The 15,632-nt window shown below is 41.7% G+C and carries 15 protein-coding genes; 12 read left to right on the forward strand and 3 right to left on the reverse strand.

Features of this window, described 5'->3' with window-relative positions; genetic code table 11:
- Positions 1-30 precede the first annotated feature (30 nt).
- Entirely contained in the window at positions 31-783 is a 753-nt protein-coding gene (locus tag BN3769_RS05455) for a hypothetical protein (protein WP_068468400.1), read from the reverse strand.
- Positions 784-999: 216 nt separating this feature from the next.
- On the opposite strand from BN3769_RS05455, the gene BN3769_RS05460 reads away from it, so the two are divergent.
- From BN3769_RS05460 to BN3769_RS05480, 5 genes are all read left to right on the forward strand, one after another.
- Positions 1,000-2,406 carry a UDP-glucose dehydrogenase family protein gene (locus BN3769_RS05460; protein ID WP_068468402.1) on the forward strand — a complete coding sequence of 469 codons (1,407 nt, stop codon included), beginning with the start codon at positions 1,000-1,002 and terminating at the stop codon, positions 2,404-2,406.
- Positions 2,403-3,287 (forward strand): polyprenyl synthetase family protein, encoded by an 885-nt coding sequence (locus BN3769_RS05465; protein ID WP_068468404.1) that lies wholly within the window; start codon positions 2,403-2,405, stop codon positions 3,285-3,287. The genes BN3769_RS05460 and BN3769_RS05465 overlap by 4 nt, the downstream gene beginning before the upstream one ends.
- A gap of 357 nt (positions 3,288-3,644) precedes the next feature.
- Positions 3,645-4,310, forward strand: coding sequence for a sugar transferase (locus BN3769_RS05470; protein ID WP_068468406.1), 666 nt, complete (start codon positions 3,645-3,647; stop codon positions 4,308-4,310).
- A gap of 323 nt (positions 4,311-4,633) precedes the next feature.
- Positions 4,634-5,149 carry a rod shape-determining protein MreD gene (gene mreD / locus BN3769_RS05475; RefSeq protein WP_068468408.1) on the forward strand — a complete coding sequence of 172 codons (516 nt, stop codon included), beginning with the start codon at positions 4,634-4,636 and terminating at the stop codon, positions 5,147-5,149.
- Positions 5,149-6,435: a replication-associated recombination protein A gene (locus BN3769_RS05480; protein WP_068468410.1), complete on the forward strand. Its 1,287-nt coding sequence runs from the start codon at positions 5,149-5,151 to the stop codon at positions 6,433-6,435. Before mreD ends, BN3769_RS05480 begins: the two co-directional genes overlap by 1 nt.
- 5 nt (positions 6,436-6,440) lie before the next feature.
- On the opposite strand, the gene BN3769_RS05485 is transcribed toward BN3769_RS05480, so the two are convergent.
- Positions 6,441-6,938: a hypothetical protein gene (locus BN3769_RS05485; protein WP_154017832.1), complete on the reverse strand. Its 498-nt coding sequence runs from the start codon at positions 6,936-6,938 to the stop codon at positions 6,441-6,443.
- Between the two features lie 377 nt (positions 6,939-7,315).
- Here BN3769_RS05485 and folD point away from each other — a divergent pair, with 377 nt between their 5' ends.
- On the forward strand, positions 7,316-8,200 hold the full coding sequence (gene folD, locus BN3769_RS05490) for a bifunctional methylenetetrahydrofolate dehydrogenase/methenyltetrahydrofolate cyclohydrolase FolD (protein WP_068468414.1): 885 nt from the start codon (positions 7,316-7,318) through the stop codon (positions 8,198-8,200).
- A gap of 1 nt (position 8,201) precedes the next feature.
- Positions 8,202-9,227, forward strand: a complete 1,026-nt coding sequence (locus tag BN3769_RS05495; protein ID WP_079989419.1) for an FAD:protein FMN transferase — start codon at positions 8,202-8,204, stop codon at positions 9,225-9,227.
- Positions 9,228-9,418: 191 nt separating this feature from the next.
- On the opposite strand, the gene BN3769_RS05500 is transcribed toward BN3769_RS05495, so the two are convergent.
- A complete protein-coding gene (locus BN3769_RS05500; RefSeq protein WP_068468417.1) occupies positions 9,419-9,688 on the reverse strand; it encodes a hypothetical protein in 270 nt (89 codons plus the stop codon).
- 354 nt (positions 9,689-10,042) lie between these two features.
- On the opposite strand from BN3769_RS05500, the gene BN3769_RS05505 reads away from it, so the two are divergent.
- From BN3769_RS05505 to BN3769_RS05525, 5 genes are all read left to right on the forward strand, one after another.
- On the forward strand, positions 10,043-11,395 hold the full coding sequence (locus BN3769_RS05505) for a hypothetical protein (protein ID WP_068468419.1): 1,353 nt from the start codon (positions 10,043-10,045) through the stop codon (positions 11,393-11,395).
- 229 nt (positions 11,396-11,624) lie between these two features.
- A complete protein-coding gene (gene dnaN, locus BN3769_RS05510; RefSeq protein ID WP_068468421.1) occupies positions 11,625-12,749 on the forward strand; it encodes a DNA polymerase III subunit beta in 1,125 nt (374 codons plus the stop codon).
- Between the two features lie 235 nt (positions 12,750-12,984).
- On the forward strand, positions 12,985-14,067 hold the full coding sequence (gene recF / locus BN3769_RS05515; RefSeq protein ID WP_068468423.1) for a DNA replication/repair protein RecF: 1,083 nt from the start codon (positions 12,985-12,987) through the stop codon (positions 14,065-14,067).
- A gap of 130 nt (positions 14,068-14,197) precedes the next feature.
- Complete coding sequence (gene smpB / locus BN3769_RS05520; RefSeq protein ID WP_068468425.1) at positions 14,198-14,656, forward strand: SsrA-binding protein SmpB; 459 nt, start codon at positions 14,198-14,200, stop codon at positions 14,654-14,656.
- Between the two features lie 28 nt (positions 14,657-14,684).
- Positions 14,685-15,107, forward strand: a complete 423-nt coding sequence (locus BN3769_RS05525) for a 23S rRNA (pseudouridine(1915)-N(3))-methyltransferase RlmH (protein WP_068468427.1) — start codon at positions 14,685-14,687, stop codon at positions 15,105-15,107.
- Positions 15,108-15,632 lie beyond the last annotated feature (525 nt).

The raw sequence follows: 15,632 nt of genomic DNA on the forward strand, positions 1-15,632 counted from the left end.
ATTAAAAAATTGATAAACTTCTTTTCAGGTTCAAGGAATCACAGCAGGTGAATAGGTAAACTCAAATGTCACTTGTTCTCCCACAGGACTACCAAAGCCAAAGGTAGTAGAAAAAGTAGCCACTTCTGCTGGATTCAAACTATTTGTCACATTAACAAAAGGCTGTGTTTGAAGTTCGTCGGCAGGAGCATTTGAGTCTAAGTACAGGACAATTTGGTAATTTCCTATTTGAGCAGGAGCTGGAATAGTCAATACCTGCGGAGGCGCATTTGCAGGCATAAGCACCCCTGTAATGATAGTCTGATCAGGCATGACAATTAAAGGAATATAGCTCGGCCCAAAAGGAACAGGTCCTCGTAAAATAGGCCCTGCGAATGCAACTGCTTGATTAGTGAAGGTAAAACCCAGGCTGGCCGGCCCTGTAGGGAAAACAAAAGGAGCTCCAGCAGGGCCTGTAGGACCGGCAGGACCGGTTGCTCCTGGAGTACCCGGAACACCTGCTGGGCCTGGGCTTCCCCTTGATCCCGACGAACCGCTTTCTCCTTTTCTTCCATGCCGGCTCGATGAGGCAGCTATTACACCACCTACTGCTATTCCTGCGGCAGCTGCCCCCCATAAAAGGTTGCGTCTTGCACAGGGCGCTTCACATTCTTGTTCACAATCATTTATGATAGGTTGTGAAGACAGATGGCTTTGAGAGAGAACAGACAGCGACAGCAAAAGGCAAACAAATCCATTGCTCAATTCTTTTACCGATTTTCTTTTCATTGGTTTTTTCAGCATATATGCCCCATTAAAATATAACCTAAATATCAAATTCGCTTCTAACTATGTAAATAGTTTAGCTAGATTTGATCAATATTTTTTAATTATTTTTTACTGGACTTTCAATGCTTGCCTGCTTACTCATTCGACTTTATATATGCAGCAAATAGGAAGATGCGCTATGATGATTGATTCAATTTTTTTAGATCTTGGTCTTAGATAACGAGTAATGCTATGAATATTCTTATTATTGGAATTGGCTATGTTGGGCTTGTAACTGGAACGTGCTTTTCAGAGATGGGGCACCATGTCACCTGCTTAGATATTAATAAAGAAAAAATAGAGAATCTTAAAGAAGGGAGTATTCCCATTTATGAGCCTGGGCTTGAAGAAATGGTTAAGCGCAATATCAAAGCCCAGCGCTTGGAGTTTACTACCGACTATAACTCCAGCGTCCCTAAAGCGGATGTTTGCTTTATAGCCGTTGACACGCCTGCTAAAGCGGATGGATCTGCCGACACCGGCCAAGTCGAGCAAGTGGCGGCAAGCATTGGACGCTATTTAAATCGCTATTGCGTCATTGTCACAAAATCCACGGTACCTATTGGAACCACTCATCGGGTAGAGGCGATTATCCGGCAAGCACTAGAGCAGCGAAATAGCAAGATCGATTTTGATGTTGTGTCCAATCCCGAGTTCTTGAAAGAGGGAAATGCCATTCAAGACTTCATGAAGCCTGATCGAGTCATTATCGGCGTCGATAGCGCAGAAGCAGCTTCCATCATGAAAGAGATTTATTCTCCTTTTATGCTTAACCATGAACGTCTATTGGTTATGGATATCGCTTCTGCCGAGCTGGCCAAGTATGCCGCTAATGCTATGTTGGCAACGCGCATTTCTTTTATGAATGAAATGGCTCAGCTTTGCGAAGGGCTAGGAGCCAATATTAACTGGGTAAGAAAGGCTATTGGAGCAGATGAGCGCATCGGCAATAAATTTCTCTATCCGGGAGCTGGATATGGCGGCTCATGCTTGCCTAAAGACGTGCGAGCCCTATTAGCTCAATCTTATAGCATTGATTGCCCGCTCTCGCTTTTGCAAGCCGTGCATGATATCAATCAAAGACAGAAGCACGTCATCAGCCAAAAAGTCCAAAATTATTACTCCAATCAGGGAGGAATCAAAGGCAAGACTTTTGGCATTTTAGGTCTTTCCTTTAAACCGGATACAGATGATATGCGCGAAGCCTCTTCTCTTGTTCTCATCCAGGATTTGTTGGAACAAGGAGCTTCCTTGAGAGTATTTGATCCCATTGCCATGCCTAAAGCCCAGCTTATATTGGGCCAACATCCGGCCATAACTTGGTGTCAGTCCGAATTAGAAGCTGCAGAACAAACCGATGCCTTGATTTTAATGACCGAGTGGAAGCAATTCCGCTTTCTCAATTTCCAAGCCCTTTTGACCCAGATGAAGGGCAATGCGTTCTTTGATGGTAGAAATCAATATCTTCCGGAAGAAATGGCACGCAAAGGATTTAATTATTTTAGCATTGGCAGAGATCCGGCTTGGGCAAGTGATTATCAGGGACAGGAAGGATATTCTTCCCATTCCTCAGATTTAAAAATGAGTGTGCATAAATGATGGATATTGCCAATTATTTAAAATCGCAAAGCCAGCTAGTTGAGCAGCAATTAGACCAGCTTATTCCTGTTAGCCATGGTCCCTATCAGCATCTATTCGAAGCGGCTCGTTATGCTCTTTTAGGAAGTGGGAAGCGGCTTCGTCCAATTCTAACTTTGGCAACAAATCAAATGCTAGGCGGTAGCTCCTCCGCCGCTCTTATTCCAGCTTGCACCCTTGAACTGATTCATACTTATTCTATGATCCATGATGACCTCCCCTGCATGGATGATGATGATTATCGAAGAGGGAAATTGACTGTCCATCGAAAGTACTCAGAAGGCCATGCCGTTTTAACCGGCGACTTCTTGCTCACTTATGCTTTTGAAGTGCTATCTACAGCGCCTCACCTGACGCCCGAAAAAAAAATCAAGCTCATTTCCACTTTAGCCAGGCAAAGCGGCGGAGAGGGAATGATTGGCGGACAAGTCATGGATCTCTCTTTTGAAGGTAAAAAAATCAGTTTGGATTCTTTACGCCTCTTGCATCGCAATAAAACAGCAGCCCTCCTTACAGCCGCTGTCGAATTCGGCGGCATTATTGCAGATGCTACCGATGCGCAATTAAACTGTTTGCGGCATTTTGGCGAAAATATTGGACTTGCTTTTCAAGTTATCGATGATATTTTAGATGTGACTTCCAGCCAAACAAAACATGGCCGCTCGATCGCCTCTGATGTTTTAAACGAAAAATCGACTTATGTCTCCTTAATGGGATTGGAACAAGCACAAGCCTGTGCTTTAAACTTTTATCAACAAGCGCTTCAAGCCCTAAAACCCTTGCCTTTTGATACTTCTTTACTCATTAATATTTCGGATTTTATTTTGAAAAGGCAGCACTGACTTCTCATGAGGCCTTTCCTTTTTCTTCATAAACCTGCCTAATCCCTTAAATGGCAGGGCAGGATTTTATTAATCTACGCGTTGAAAGCTTTTCTCTGCCATCAATAACGGGAAATCTCTAAGAATGTATTAAAACCGCTCATGCCCCTCGATTCTCATTCTCCCTCCTAGCCTCTAAACCTCATCCTGAGATTTATAGGAAGCTTGGGGCAATTTATCCTTATTCCAAAATTTGAAAAGAAGACAATCCATCCGTTCCCTTTAGTTTTACTGGAAATTTTTCTATTAATATTATATAGAATTTTACAGATAAACCTTAGCCAAATATTAAGTATGAAAGAGATCAATTCCTCATCTATGCAAACCGCTGTTGCCCCCTTTTCTCAATTGTTGGAATACCCAATCAAACATATTCCAGTCAAAAGGGCATTTGATATTGCTTTCAGTTTAGCTTGCTTGATTCTAGGAGCTCCTGTCTTCTTATTGATCGGCTTGTTCATTTTTTGCACTTCACCCGGCAAGATCATTTATTCCCATGAGCGAATTGGCCGCGGGGGAAAACCTTTTCGATGCTATAAATTTCGCTCTATGTATAGCGATGCAGATAAGCGCTTAAAAGAGATTCTAGCCTCTAATCCTCAATTACGGGAAGAATGGGAACGCTCCTTCAAACTTAAAAACGATCCCCGTATTACCCCATTCGGCGCCTTTCTACGCAAAACCTCTTTGGACGAGCTTCCCCAATTTTGGAATGTCCTCAAAGGAGACCTAAGCATTGTAGGCCCTCGCCCAGTAGTTAAAGCCGAGGTAGAAAAATATTTAGGTCCAAAAGCTTATAAAATCCTATCAATCCGCCCTGGTTTGACAGGGCTTTGGCAGGTATCTGGAAGGAGTGATATTAATTGTTATCAGAAGCGCATTCAATTAGATGAGCAGTATGTCGACAATCGTTCTTTTTTTCTGGACTTAAAGCTTATTTTTAAAACCATTCCAGCTATGCTATTTTCTAGAGGAGCGTATTAACAGCCTTATGCAAAGTGGCACCTATTTAAGCTGAAGCGGACACTCGGTCCCACTATACCGGCCATTTTAGGCCCTCAGACGCTCCGGAGAACTATTAAAACTGACGAAAGCCTGCGAGCGGCTTATCTGCTAGGGTATATCTCTAAATTCATGATAGGCTAGATTTGAGTTTTCTCCCTTAGAAAGGGATACTATCGAATCTAAGCCTTGAGCGTTTTAATATCTCCTCTAAGAAATTGCCAGAAAATAAGGAATCCTTTACCTTTTTTGAGAAATTTCTCTGCCATAAGGCAAGTTCTTTCCTTTATTAAAAGGATCAATTCATGCGGCTTCTGATTTTATTTATTTATACTTTTCTCCTGGCTTTTGTTCTTTTTCCCTTATTTCCTTCTTTGAGACTGACATTTTTCGCTCCCTTCTTAATTATTTCTTTCTATCGCCAACATAAAATAAACTGCTTATGGCTGGCTATTCTTTGCGGATTTGTCCTGGATTTATTTTCTACGCAAACGCGAATCGGATTTTATGCCCTTACCTATTGCTTAACTGTAGAGCTCCTTTATTCGTCTAAGCGCCACTTTTTTGAAGATAGCCTAAGTACGATTCCGCTTATGACATTTTTCTTTGCCATTCTTGCAACTCTGCTGCAAACAGTTCTCCTCTATATATTCGGACAAGGGTTAATTCTATCTTGGCAGTGGGCTAAAAACGACTTGTTTTGGATGCCTCTCCAAGATGCCCTGTTTGCAGGCTTGGCCTTCAGCTTTCCTTCTTTGCTTTTACCTTCTTACCGCCCTCGAAGAAAAGCCAATCTTTTACTCGTGAAGGAGAATCAGTAATGAAAAAGACGCTTCCGCTTGCAGAAGAGCTTCGTCCGCATTCTTTAGCTGAAATCGTGGGACAAGATCATTTGCTAGGAGAAAATGGCTTGATCACCAGGGCTATTGCGAATCAAACACCTCTCTCCATCATTCTTTGGGGACCCCCAGGCTGTGGAAAGACATCCATCGCCCGCCTTTATGCCCAAGCGTTTGATATGCGCTTTGTCTCTATGAGTGCGATTTTTAGCGGTGTAGCGGATTTAAAAAAAATTGTCAAAGAAGCTCAAGAGATGCCCCTCTTACATAAGAGGACTCTCTTATTTGTCGATGAAATTCATCGCTTTAATAAAGCGCAGCAAGACGCTTTCCTTCCCTTTGTTGAAAATGGGACTTTGGTACTAGTTGGGGCCACGGCCGAGAATCCGTCCTTTTACCTCAACGCCGCCCTGCTTTCCAGGCTGCGGGTCTTGCCGCTCTATCCTTTAGATGCGTCAGGATTAGAGCGCCTCATTCAGCGCTATGAAAAACGTTTTGCGCCTTTGCCTCTCACGCCGGAAGCTCGCAGTCTGCTGATTTTATGGTCTCAAGGAGATGGGCGGTATCTTTATAATCTGATCGAGAACCTACGCCATCTTGTTCAAACAGACTCTTTAATAGATGAGCAGGCCTTGCATCAAATTCTACAAAAAAAATCCGCTCTATTCGACAAAGGAGGCGATCAGCATTATAACCTCATTTCGGCCTTGCATAAATCTGTAAGAGGATCGGATCCCGATGCCTCTATTTACTGGTTCTGCCGCATGCTGGAAGGGGGCGAAGAACCCTTATATTTAGCTCGGCGCCTTATTCGCATGGCCGTCGAAGATATTGGCCTGGCAGATCCGCAGGCCTTGCCTTTAGCGATAGCGGCTAAAGAAGCGTATGAAATGCTTGGCTCACCCGAAGGAGAACTGGCCTTAGCGGAAGTGGTGGTTTATCTAGCCTTAGCTCCTAAAAGCGCGTCTGTTTACCAAGCTTTCAATGAAGCCCGGGAAACGGCTGCACAGACAGGCTATGTAGACCCTCCTGCCATTATTTTAAATGCCCCTACTTCATTGATGAAAAAAATGGGATATGGCAAAGGCTATCAATATGATCATGATTTGCCAGATGCATTTTCAGGACAGAATTATTTTCCCGGCTCGCTGCCTAGGCAAACTTTCTATCGGCCTGTAGAAAGGGGGTTTGAGCGCGAGCTCAAAAAACGTTTAGATTATTTTCAACGTTTGCGAGACCGGAAAACAAATGTGGAAGAGAAAGGATAAAGGACTTAAGAAGACGGAGGGGAAGGATCTTTAAAAGAGCCTTGTTCTTTGCGGATGCAATCAATAAACATCTTGCTTTTTGCTATTTGCACCTGATCTAAAAGAGTCTGAATGCGGTCGTCATCTGTAATGCCGTGGGCCTTTAAAACTTTAGCAAAAACTTCATAAAGGGTTTCGCGATAAATCTTAATGGCTATATCGCGTTGACTCAGATCTTTGAAAGGATTGGGATCTAATTTTGCTGCTTTTTCGGATACGATTTTCTCTAATTCCTGGCTTTTATGAGCTAATTCTTCTGAAATACTATCTGCTTGATTCTGAGATAGGTCTGCTTTGATTAAAATGTTTTTGACAAGGGGTTTTGGAAAATAGGTCATGAGTTCCGTTTTGGAACAAGAAAGGGAATCTGAAGATATATCTGCTTTGTCCTGCGCAGCCATTGTTGTTGAACAAGCTAAAATCATGACTGTTGTACAGTATAGATTGAAAAATACTTGTCTCATATTAAATCCCTTTGTCCTAAATTTTAATAATTTTGCTCAATAGCCAGTCTAAATTGAGCTTTATTTCAAAAATAATAACCCTTTATTGTAGCCTAATCGAATTTTCAGTTTTTTTTCATTAAAAACTCGCATTCCGCAAATGGTTGATAGTTAAATGAACAACTTAACGCTTTAAAAAGTACGAATTTTTGCCTATTTAATTCATAGAAAGAATTCTCTTATTTGAGTATGCTGATTCTCTCTAGAATCACTTGAATTTCAACTAGAACACCTATTCTAACGGGCATCTGCATATTGAGAATCAAAGCATTATTGATTTATCTCAGAAATAAGCCTATTCGGACTACCGGCATATAGGGAAAAATAGAGGAGGCGACATGATTATTGACGGAAAAAAAATTGCTGAGGATATCCAACAAGAAATTAAAGCCCGCATTCAATCCTATTCAACTCGCCCTCCTTGCTTAGCTGTTGTCTTAGTAGGCGAACATCCTCCTTCACAAATTTACGTTAATCGTAAAACGCAAGCTTGCGCAGCAGTGGGAATTCGCTCTATCAAAAAGCTACTTCCAGCCAATATGACTGAAGAAGAGCTTTTGGCTGAAATAGAAATATTGAATAACGATCCGCAAATTGATGGCATTTTAGTTCAACTTCCCCTTCCTCCCCATATCAATCCCAATCGTATTACCTATCACATTAATCCTAATAAAGATGTCGATGGCTTTCATCCCTTTAACGTGGGTAAAATGCTAATTGGGGAAATGGACGGATTTCTACCCTGTACGCCGTTGGGAATTAAAGTGCTGATGGAGCGCTCGGCCATTGATATCACGGGGAAGCATGCACTTGTCATAGGCAGAAGCAATATTGTTGGCAAACCAATGGCAGCTTTACTCATGCAGGGCATGCCAGGAGGCAATGCGACTGTCACTATTGCGCATCGTTATTCTATTGATCTGCCTACGCTATGCCGTTTGGCAGATATTATTATTATTGCCATTGGACAACCCAAATTTCTCAAAGCGGATATGGTCAAAGAAGGCGCTATTGTCATTGACGTAGGAATCAATAAAATAGAAGATGCTACCAAGAAAAGCGGCTATCAGATCGTGGGCGATGTCGATTTTGAAAATGTCGCCCCTAAATGTTCATATATTACGCCTGTTCCCGGTGGAGTCGGTCCCATGACAATTGCCATGTTGCTGCACAATACGCTGTTAAGTTATCAATTAAAGCTAAAGCAGGGCCTGATCAGCTAGAATGAAATCGTTTAAGCTGCTTTTCCTTTTCTTTGTTCTGCTAGGAGGATGCCAATCCCCGCCACCAAAGTCAAAGGCTGATTTGACTGTCTTTTCGCAAAATGCCATGACTATTGACTACCGCATCTTAATTGGCGGTCCTCTCACTGTGCAGCAAAAACTCCAGATCCAACAAATCATCCACGCCACCTTTGCCGAGGTCGATGCCATTTATAATAAATGGAATGCCCACTCCGAAGTATCTCGGCTAAACGCCTTAAAAGCCCATGAAACCGTTCCTTTATCTCCGCAACTATTACAATTTTTAGAACGGATTGATGCCTTGGTCCACTTATCTGAGGGAAGATTTGATCCAACCGTTGAACCATTAGAGCAGCTTTGGAAAAGCCGGTTAGAAAGGGGCGTAGAACCATCCCTACAGGAAATCAATACTATCAAAGCTTGTATAGGCTGGGATAAAATTCACTTTGCAAATGGACAATTTCTTAAAGACCATGACCAGACCCAGCTCGATTTAGGAGGGATTGCAAAGGGATATTGCGTCGATTTATTAGTAGAAAGATTAAATTCAGCCGGATTTGCGAATGTTTATGTGGAATGGGGAGGAGAAATACGCACTTCAGGCCTTCATCCCAGCCAGCGTCCGTGGAATATTTATATTAGCCGCCTGGGAGATACCGACCCTGCGCATGCCATCGCTTATTTACGCTTGACCAATCAAGCCATTGCAACAAGCGGAGATTATTTTCAATATTGGACGATTACAATGCCTACGGGAGAGCTACGGACTTACTGCCATATTTTCAACCCTAAAACCCTCTCTCCCCTGATTGTAAAACCCGGATCTATTGCCAGCGCCAGCTTAATCGCTGACGACTGCTTGATTGCCGATGGATTAGCAAAAGTCCTTATGCTATTCGACTCAGCAGAAGAAGCTCAAGCTTGGCTTGAGCAGATCCAACAGACTATTCCCCATTTATCCTGCTGGATCATTACACGCCAAGAGCCTGTCCCCGATCTGAAATAGTCTGATTTATATGCTGAATTATTTGAGATAGTGGACGGCCTCTAAGAGGGTGTCCTAAAACTTATCAAGATCTATGTTTGAGATGTTTTTTTTATAAGCGGATAAGAGAGCCATATTTTATTCAATATAGCTCCTTCCTATAGATGGCTTCCTAAAAATTGAACTAAGTCATTCGCAATTTAAGAAATCCTCTAAACAGATTTGCGGGAATTATCAAGCACTTCCAAAAGCGATTCATATCCTTTTGCAAATTTTTGGCGAAAGGCCTGCTCATCCGCATGAATATGCGATCGCAACTTATGCGTATATCCCTCAAAAGGCTCCCATTCAGCTTGATAGCCCTCTTGTAGGCTTTCTAGCACCATATCTGCCGCCTCTTCGATGGAATGGTCTTCTGAGGCTTGATCATCCGTCGATAGAGGATCCCAGGCATCATCTCGATCTTTTGGTCTTTTGCTCATATTTCTCTCCTTTTATTTCTATTATAGACAATACCAAGAAAACAACAAATTATTTTTTGTAATCATTTTTTTGAATATTCATCATCTTTGTTTAAAATTGATTAAAATCAATTAAATAAATTACAATGAAACTGCTTTTAATTAAATTTGATCCCTACTGACTCATTTCATATCGATTCCGCAAGCTCTTCTTTCTCTTAGAAGCTATTCTAAAACCGCTAATGACCTAAACTTGAGTTTTTCCCTTAAGAAGAAAATAATCTCAAATCCAGTTTATTAGAAATTTTAGATAATTTCTTAGGAAGTTTTTATTAATTTGTTTTTCCATTGATAAAATCCTGAAATAGGTTCTATATGAATTCTGCTTTATTACGCAAAACTAAGATTACATTATCGGATTATCCTTATCGCCGTGATATTGACAATCGCCTTTTGATCTCTCACTTAAGCGTATTTGAAGTAGATGTTCTAAAAGAAATCCTTCATTTATCGCTTAAGATCTCTGTCGAGCAGCTAGCAGACTATTTAGATATCAGTGCGGAGAATTTAATTCCCATTTTAGACAAGTTAAGTGCGACAAAATTATTTAAGCGAGATTATTTGACTCTCGTGGTAGATAAAGAAGTCAGAAAATATTATGAATTTCAAATGGAGAAATTTGACGAGGATTTCCAGCCAGACATGGAATTCCTGCAAAATTTGCTTAATAGAGTGCCCCTGCATGTTTTACCGGTCTGGTATATCATTCCGCGCACATCGGATAATATCTTTGATTCTATCGTCGAGAAATTTTTTCAGACACCCAAAATCTATCTTCAATATTTGGAGGAGCTACAATTTGAAGACCCCATTCTTCAAAGCATCATGCAGGATGTTTACCAAGCTCCGGGCTTTAAGTTAACAGCGTCTCAAATAATGGCCAAATATGCCCTTTCTCCAGAATGTTTCGAAGAATGCCTTTTGCAATTAGAGTATCACTTTGCTTGCTGCCTAAGCTATGAGAAAGTGAATGATCGATGGGAGGAAGTGGTTACCCCTTTTCATGAATTGAAAGAGTATTTGCAGCTTGAAGCGTCTATGAAGCCGAAATCGATTAAAGAAGCGGCTAGAATTGAGAAAACATGTGAAGTTGAGCAAGGCTTTATTAAAGAAATGGCAGCGGTATTAACTGCTTGCCAGCGCAAAGGTAAACAAATCGAAGAGTTTAAACCCCTTTATTTGTCTGATCTAACCCAAGTGATAGCCAAGTTGGTTCAAATTGGATTAGCCAAAAAAGACAATCTATCTTTGAGCATTACGGAAAAAGGACTCCTATGGTTAAAAAAGCCCATTGCAGAGCAAATGTCCCACCTAGCCATGGACTCTTTAAACCGGCCCACTCTTTACATTGAATCGCCGCTGTGGAATCTGCGCAATTTGCGGTTAATCGAGAAAAGCCTAAGGCGCTTTGCCGTTTCGGAGTGGATCTATGTGGAAGATTTTATAAAAGGTTTTACCGCTCCTTTAGGAGACCGCGATCCCATTGGCCTTAAAAATCGAGGAAAGAAGTGGAGATACGTTTTCCCCGTTTATCAAGAAGACGAATTAAATTTTATTCGATTTGTCATTACTGAGCGATTATTTGAGCTTGGCGTTATTTCCCTTGGAAGCCACCAGGGCAAGCCCTGTTTTTGTCTTACTTCAGTCGGGAACCAATTTGTCTATTGATTTTTTTAATCATCATGCTCGCTTGGATAAATGAGTCATTTTGAGATAAATAAAAAGGAAATCCCTTAAAACCGCTAAGAGGATTTGATTACCCCATTTAATTTGCCAATCTCTATAATACCTCTAAATACATCTAAGTTTAACTGTCAGCCGTTTTTACCTTGACAGAACGTATTGAATCGCGTATGTTCGAACACCAATATAGAATATAGGAAAGGAATTTGAGGCTATGAAATTTGTTATCTCAACGCAGGAACTCAACTACCTCATTAGTAAAATTCAAAACGTCGTTGCACAGAAGCCGACTATTCCTATTTTATCTAATTTTCTCATTGAAGCTTATAATGATGAACTGATCTTAACAGCTACGGATTTGACAGTCGGCATTCGCTGTCATACAGAGGCCAAAATCCTTGAAGAAGGAGCCACTACTTTACCGGCCAAGCGTTTTGCCCAGCTCATTAAGGAATTAACAGCCGTTAACGTTGAAATTTCTTCGAATGCAAATGAAGTCACGACAATTGTTGCCGGCACCTCACGCTTTAAGCTTAACGGAATGGGTAAGACCGACTATCCTTCCCTACCTGATTTATCACAAGTCCATTCTTTCCATGTCAAGCAAAGCGAATTAAAAGACTTGTTCTACCGCACCTCCTTTGCCGTTTCAAAGGAAGATAACCGCTATGTTTTAACGGGTGTTTTAATGCACATTGCCAATGGACTGGCCACTTTCGTTGGAACAGACGGAAAGCGCCTGGCTCGCGCGCATGCACCGATTGAAATTAGCCCTTCTTTTACGAGTCAGTCTATTATTCCATTAAAAGCGGTGGATGAAATTTTAAAGAATTTAACAGATGAAGGCGATGCTAAAATTTCTTTAATGTCAGATAAAATTGCCGTGGAAGCCAATCAAACAAGAATTTTGACCAAGCTTTTATCTGGCGATTATCCTGATATTAACCGTGTCATTCCAGAACAGTCCGAACTCATTGTCAATTTGCATCGCGAAGAATTGGCCTCTTTATTGCGCCAAATTTCGCTTTTTACCGCTGATCATAATCACTCTGTCCGCTTTACCTTTACAAATGGCGAGCTCAAATTAACTGCCAATACAATGGATATCGGGGAAGGGACAGTCTCCATGGCAGCCAATTATTCCGGCCCCAAGCTGGAAATAGCTTTCAATCCGGGATTTTTCATCGATATTTTACGCCATTGCAAGGGAGAGACCGTTACAATGGGGCTGACGGATGCTTACAATCCCGGCATTATTACAGACGGCGAGCATTTAACCCATCCGCTGCAGATTTCTCCTTTATTCGTCATTATGCCCATGCGGCTTTCTGAAGATTAAAGGCTATTTTGAGCGATAAAACTATCTAAATCCAATAAAAAAGATTAAGAGTTGGCTTGTCATCAAAATGGCTAATAACCTGAATTTGGATTCCCGCTCTTTCTAACCAGTTTAGAAATAATCTTGAATATAGGCAGTATGAATTTGAAGACAAGCTCTTAGAGAGTGTATTTAAACCCCTCATAACCTATATTTGAGGTTATGATGGATTTAAATACACCCTCTTAGAATAGCCATGTACTTACGCACACTCTATTTGCATCATTTCCGCAATTACGAGGAAGCCAGCTTTGAATTCAGCCCTTCCCTCAATTTTATTTGCGGTCCCAATGCGGTAGGTAAAACAAGCATATTGGAAGCGATCTATTATTTAATGGTCGGCCGCTCTTTTCGTTCCCATCACTATCAAGACATCGTTCAGGCTGGCCATACCTCTTTTTATCTGGAAGCGGCTTTTATCAAGCATGGCATTGACCAAAAGCTACGGATTTATTTTGAAAATGGAGAGCGGAAGATTATCTATAATCACACCCAGCTGCCAAACCAATCAAGCCTGCTAGGGATTATTCCAGGCGTGGTTACGACTCCAGACGATGTCAATCTTATTAAAGGCTCCCCCCTTCTCCGCCGGCAATTTTTGGATATCCAGCTTGCCCAAATTGATCCCCTTTATGTCCACCATTTGACTCGGTACGTAAGAGCCATGCGGCATCGCAATCATCTTTTAAAGATCAATCAGCTGGTGACCATTGAAAGCTGGGAGCAAGAGATGGCCCAATCAGCCGCTTATATTGTTCAGCAACGCCTTAAAGCCATCGAAGATTTAAGCAGGCATGCGAAACAATTCTATGAAGCCTTGACAGGTGAAACAGAATCTTTGGACTTGACTTATCGAGCGCCTGAGGCTCCTCATCGATCTTTGGAAGAGAGCAAGGATTATTATATCCGACAGTTTCACAAGAACCGGCAAAGAGAAATTGGAATGGGGCATACGCTGATTGGGCCGCACAAAGATGATTTGCTCATTGCCATCTCTAAGCGCGATGCGCGCTACTACGCGAGCGAAGGGCAACAGCGGAGCTGCGTAACAGCCCTTCATTTTGCTGAATGGCAACGGCTCAAACGAATAGGAGAAGCCACTCCTCTTCTACTTATCGACGATGTCGGCATGAGCCTGGACGAAAATAGAAAAACGCGCTTGCTTAAGCAGATTGAGGGCTTGGGGCAAGTCTTTCTAAGCACGACAGATGAAAATCTTATTCAAGCTTTCTCTGGCCTTAAAAAGATCTTTTCCCTTCCTTGGCCCCAAAATCCGTAGCGAATTCTTAACAAGTCATTCTGCAGGGAAGATTGAGCGCATATCACCTTGCGACTTAGTCTTACATGCGTTAAAATTAAAGCAAGCTTATAATTCGATTCACCTTTAACTTTCAAACTTCCTAATTAATATGAATGATAAATCGGCAGACCTTGTTTCTAATAGACGAGCGACCCATGATTATGAAATCCTCGAAACCCTTGAAGCCGGCATTGTTTTGCAAGGAACCGAGATTAAATCTATCCGCGATCATGGCGCAACTTTGCAAGATGCGTATGTGAAAGTACTCGAAGGCGAAACCTGGCTGATCGGCAGCAGCATCGCTCCTTACCGCTTTGGCAATATTCATAATCATGAAGAAAAACGCGACCGCAAGCTTCTCCTGCACAAAAGAGAGATTAAACGCCTCAAAGTCGCCATCCAAGAAAAAGGACTGACAATCATTCCCTTAGCTCTTTATCTCAAGCAAGGACGGGTTAAAGTTCGTATTGCAATAGCAAAGGGAAAGAAAGCGATAGATAAGAGGGCTGATATCAAAGAAAAAGATGAAAAGCGCCGGATGCAGCAAGCGCTTAAACAGCATTACTAATTTAATCCCTCATCGCTAATCGAGATTTATGCTGAAGTTAAAAATTCTTTCAGTCGGAAAGACAAAGGAAAAATGGCTGGAAGACGCTTTTGATGAATATGTCAAACGTCTCCGGCCGATCATACAGGTGGAATGCCAATGGGCTAAAGACTCCGCCCAACTACTTGAATGGGCCCAAAAAGAAGCTCACCTCATTTGCCTTGATCCCGCTGGAAAATTATTGACAAGCGAACAATTTGCCGCTTTTTTGGAAAGCAGCTGGCAAAAAAGCGGCTCCCGCCTCACACTTGTCATCGGAGGAGCGGAAGGACTTCCTACTGAACTTAAGCAGCAAGGGCAATTAATCAGCCTCTCCCCGCTGACTTTTACACACCAGATCACACGATTGGTCCTCATCGAACAAATTTATCGCGCCACTGAAATTAATAAAGGCAGCCAATATCATAAATAATTTTTCCCTATTTGCCTTTAGCCTTGCAACCTTAACAGGCAACTAGCATTTGCTCATCATTGAATAGGATAGATTCACGGTGTCTAAAGATTGTTCAATTTTAAACGATGGGCACCTAGTGAAAACGCAACCGAATTTTCAAATCTACTTGCGATAAGCATCCATCAAATCCGGAATATAGCGAAGCGATCGGCTACGCAAAACCATTGCCAGCTCAAAAGGTCCATTTGATGTGCTTTTCTCTCAAATAGAGGATCGAGCGCCCTCCAAATTTCAGTTGCATGATTGCCTGACAAGACAAATTCATAAGAACATAACGTATACGTTTTTCTATCAACGCATCTTGAAAACTTTCAACAAACCTTTGCCATTAAAAGATCCGCTAGATCAAAGACGAGACAATAAATCCTCTTAAGGTATATTAAACCCGCTATGACCTAGATTTGTTTCTTTTTGAACAGGGAGAAGAGAATTTCTAAACTCTTATGAGTTTAAGGCTAGACCCATAAAACTTTCTATGGAGAT

This window comes from Candidatus Protochlamydia phocaeensis (assembly GCF_001545115.1).
In the GTDB taxonomy this organism is placed as follows: Bacteria; Chlamydiota; Chlamydiia; order Chlamydiales; family Parachlamydiaceae; genus Protochlamydia_A; species Protochlamydia_A phocaeensis.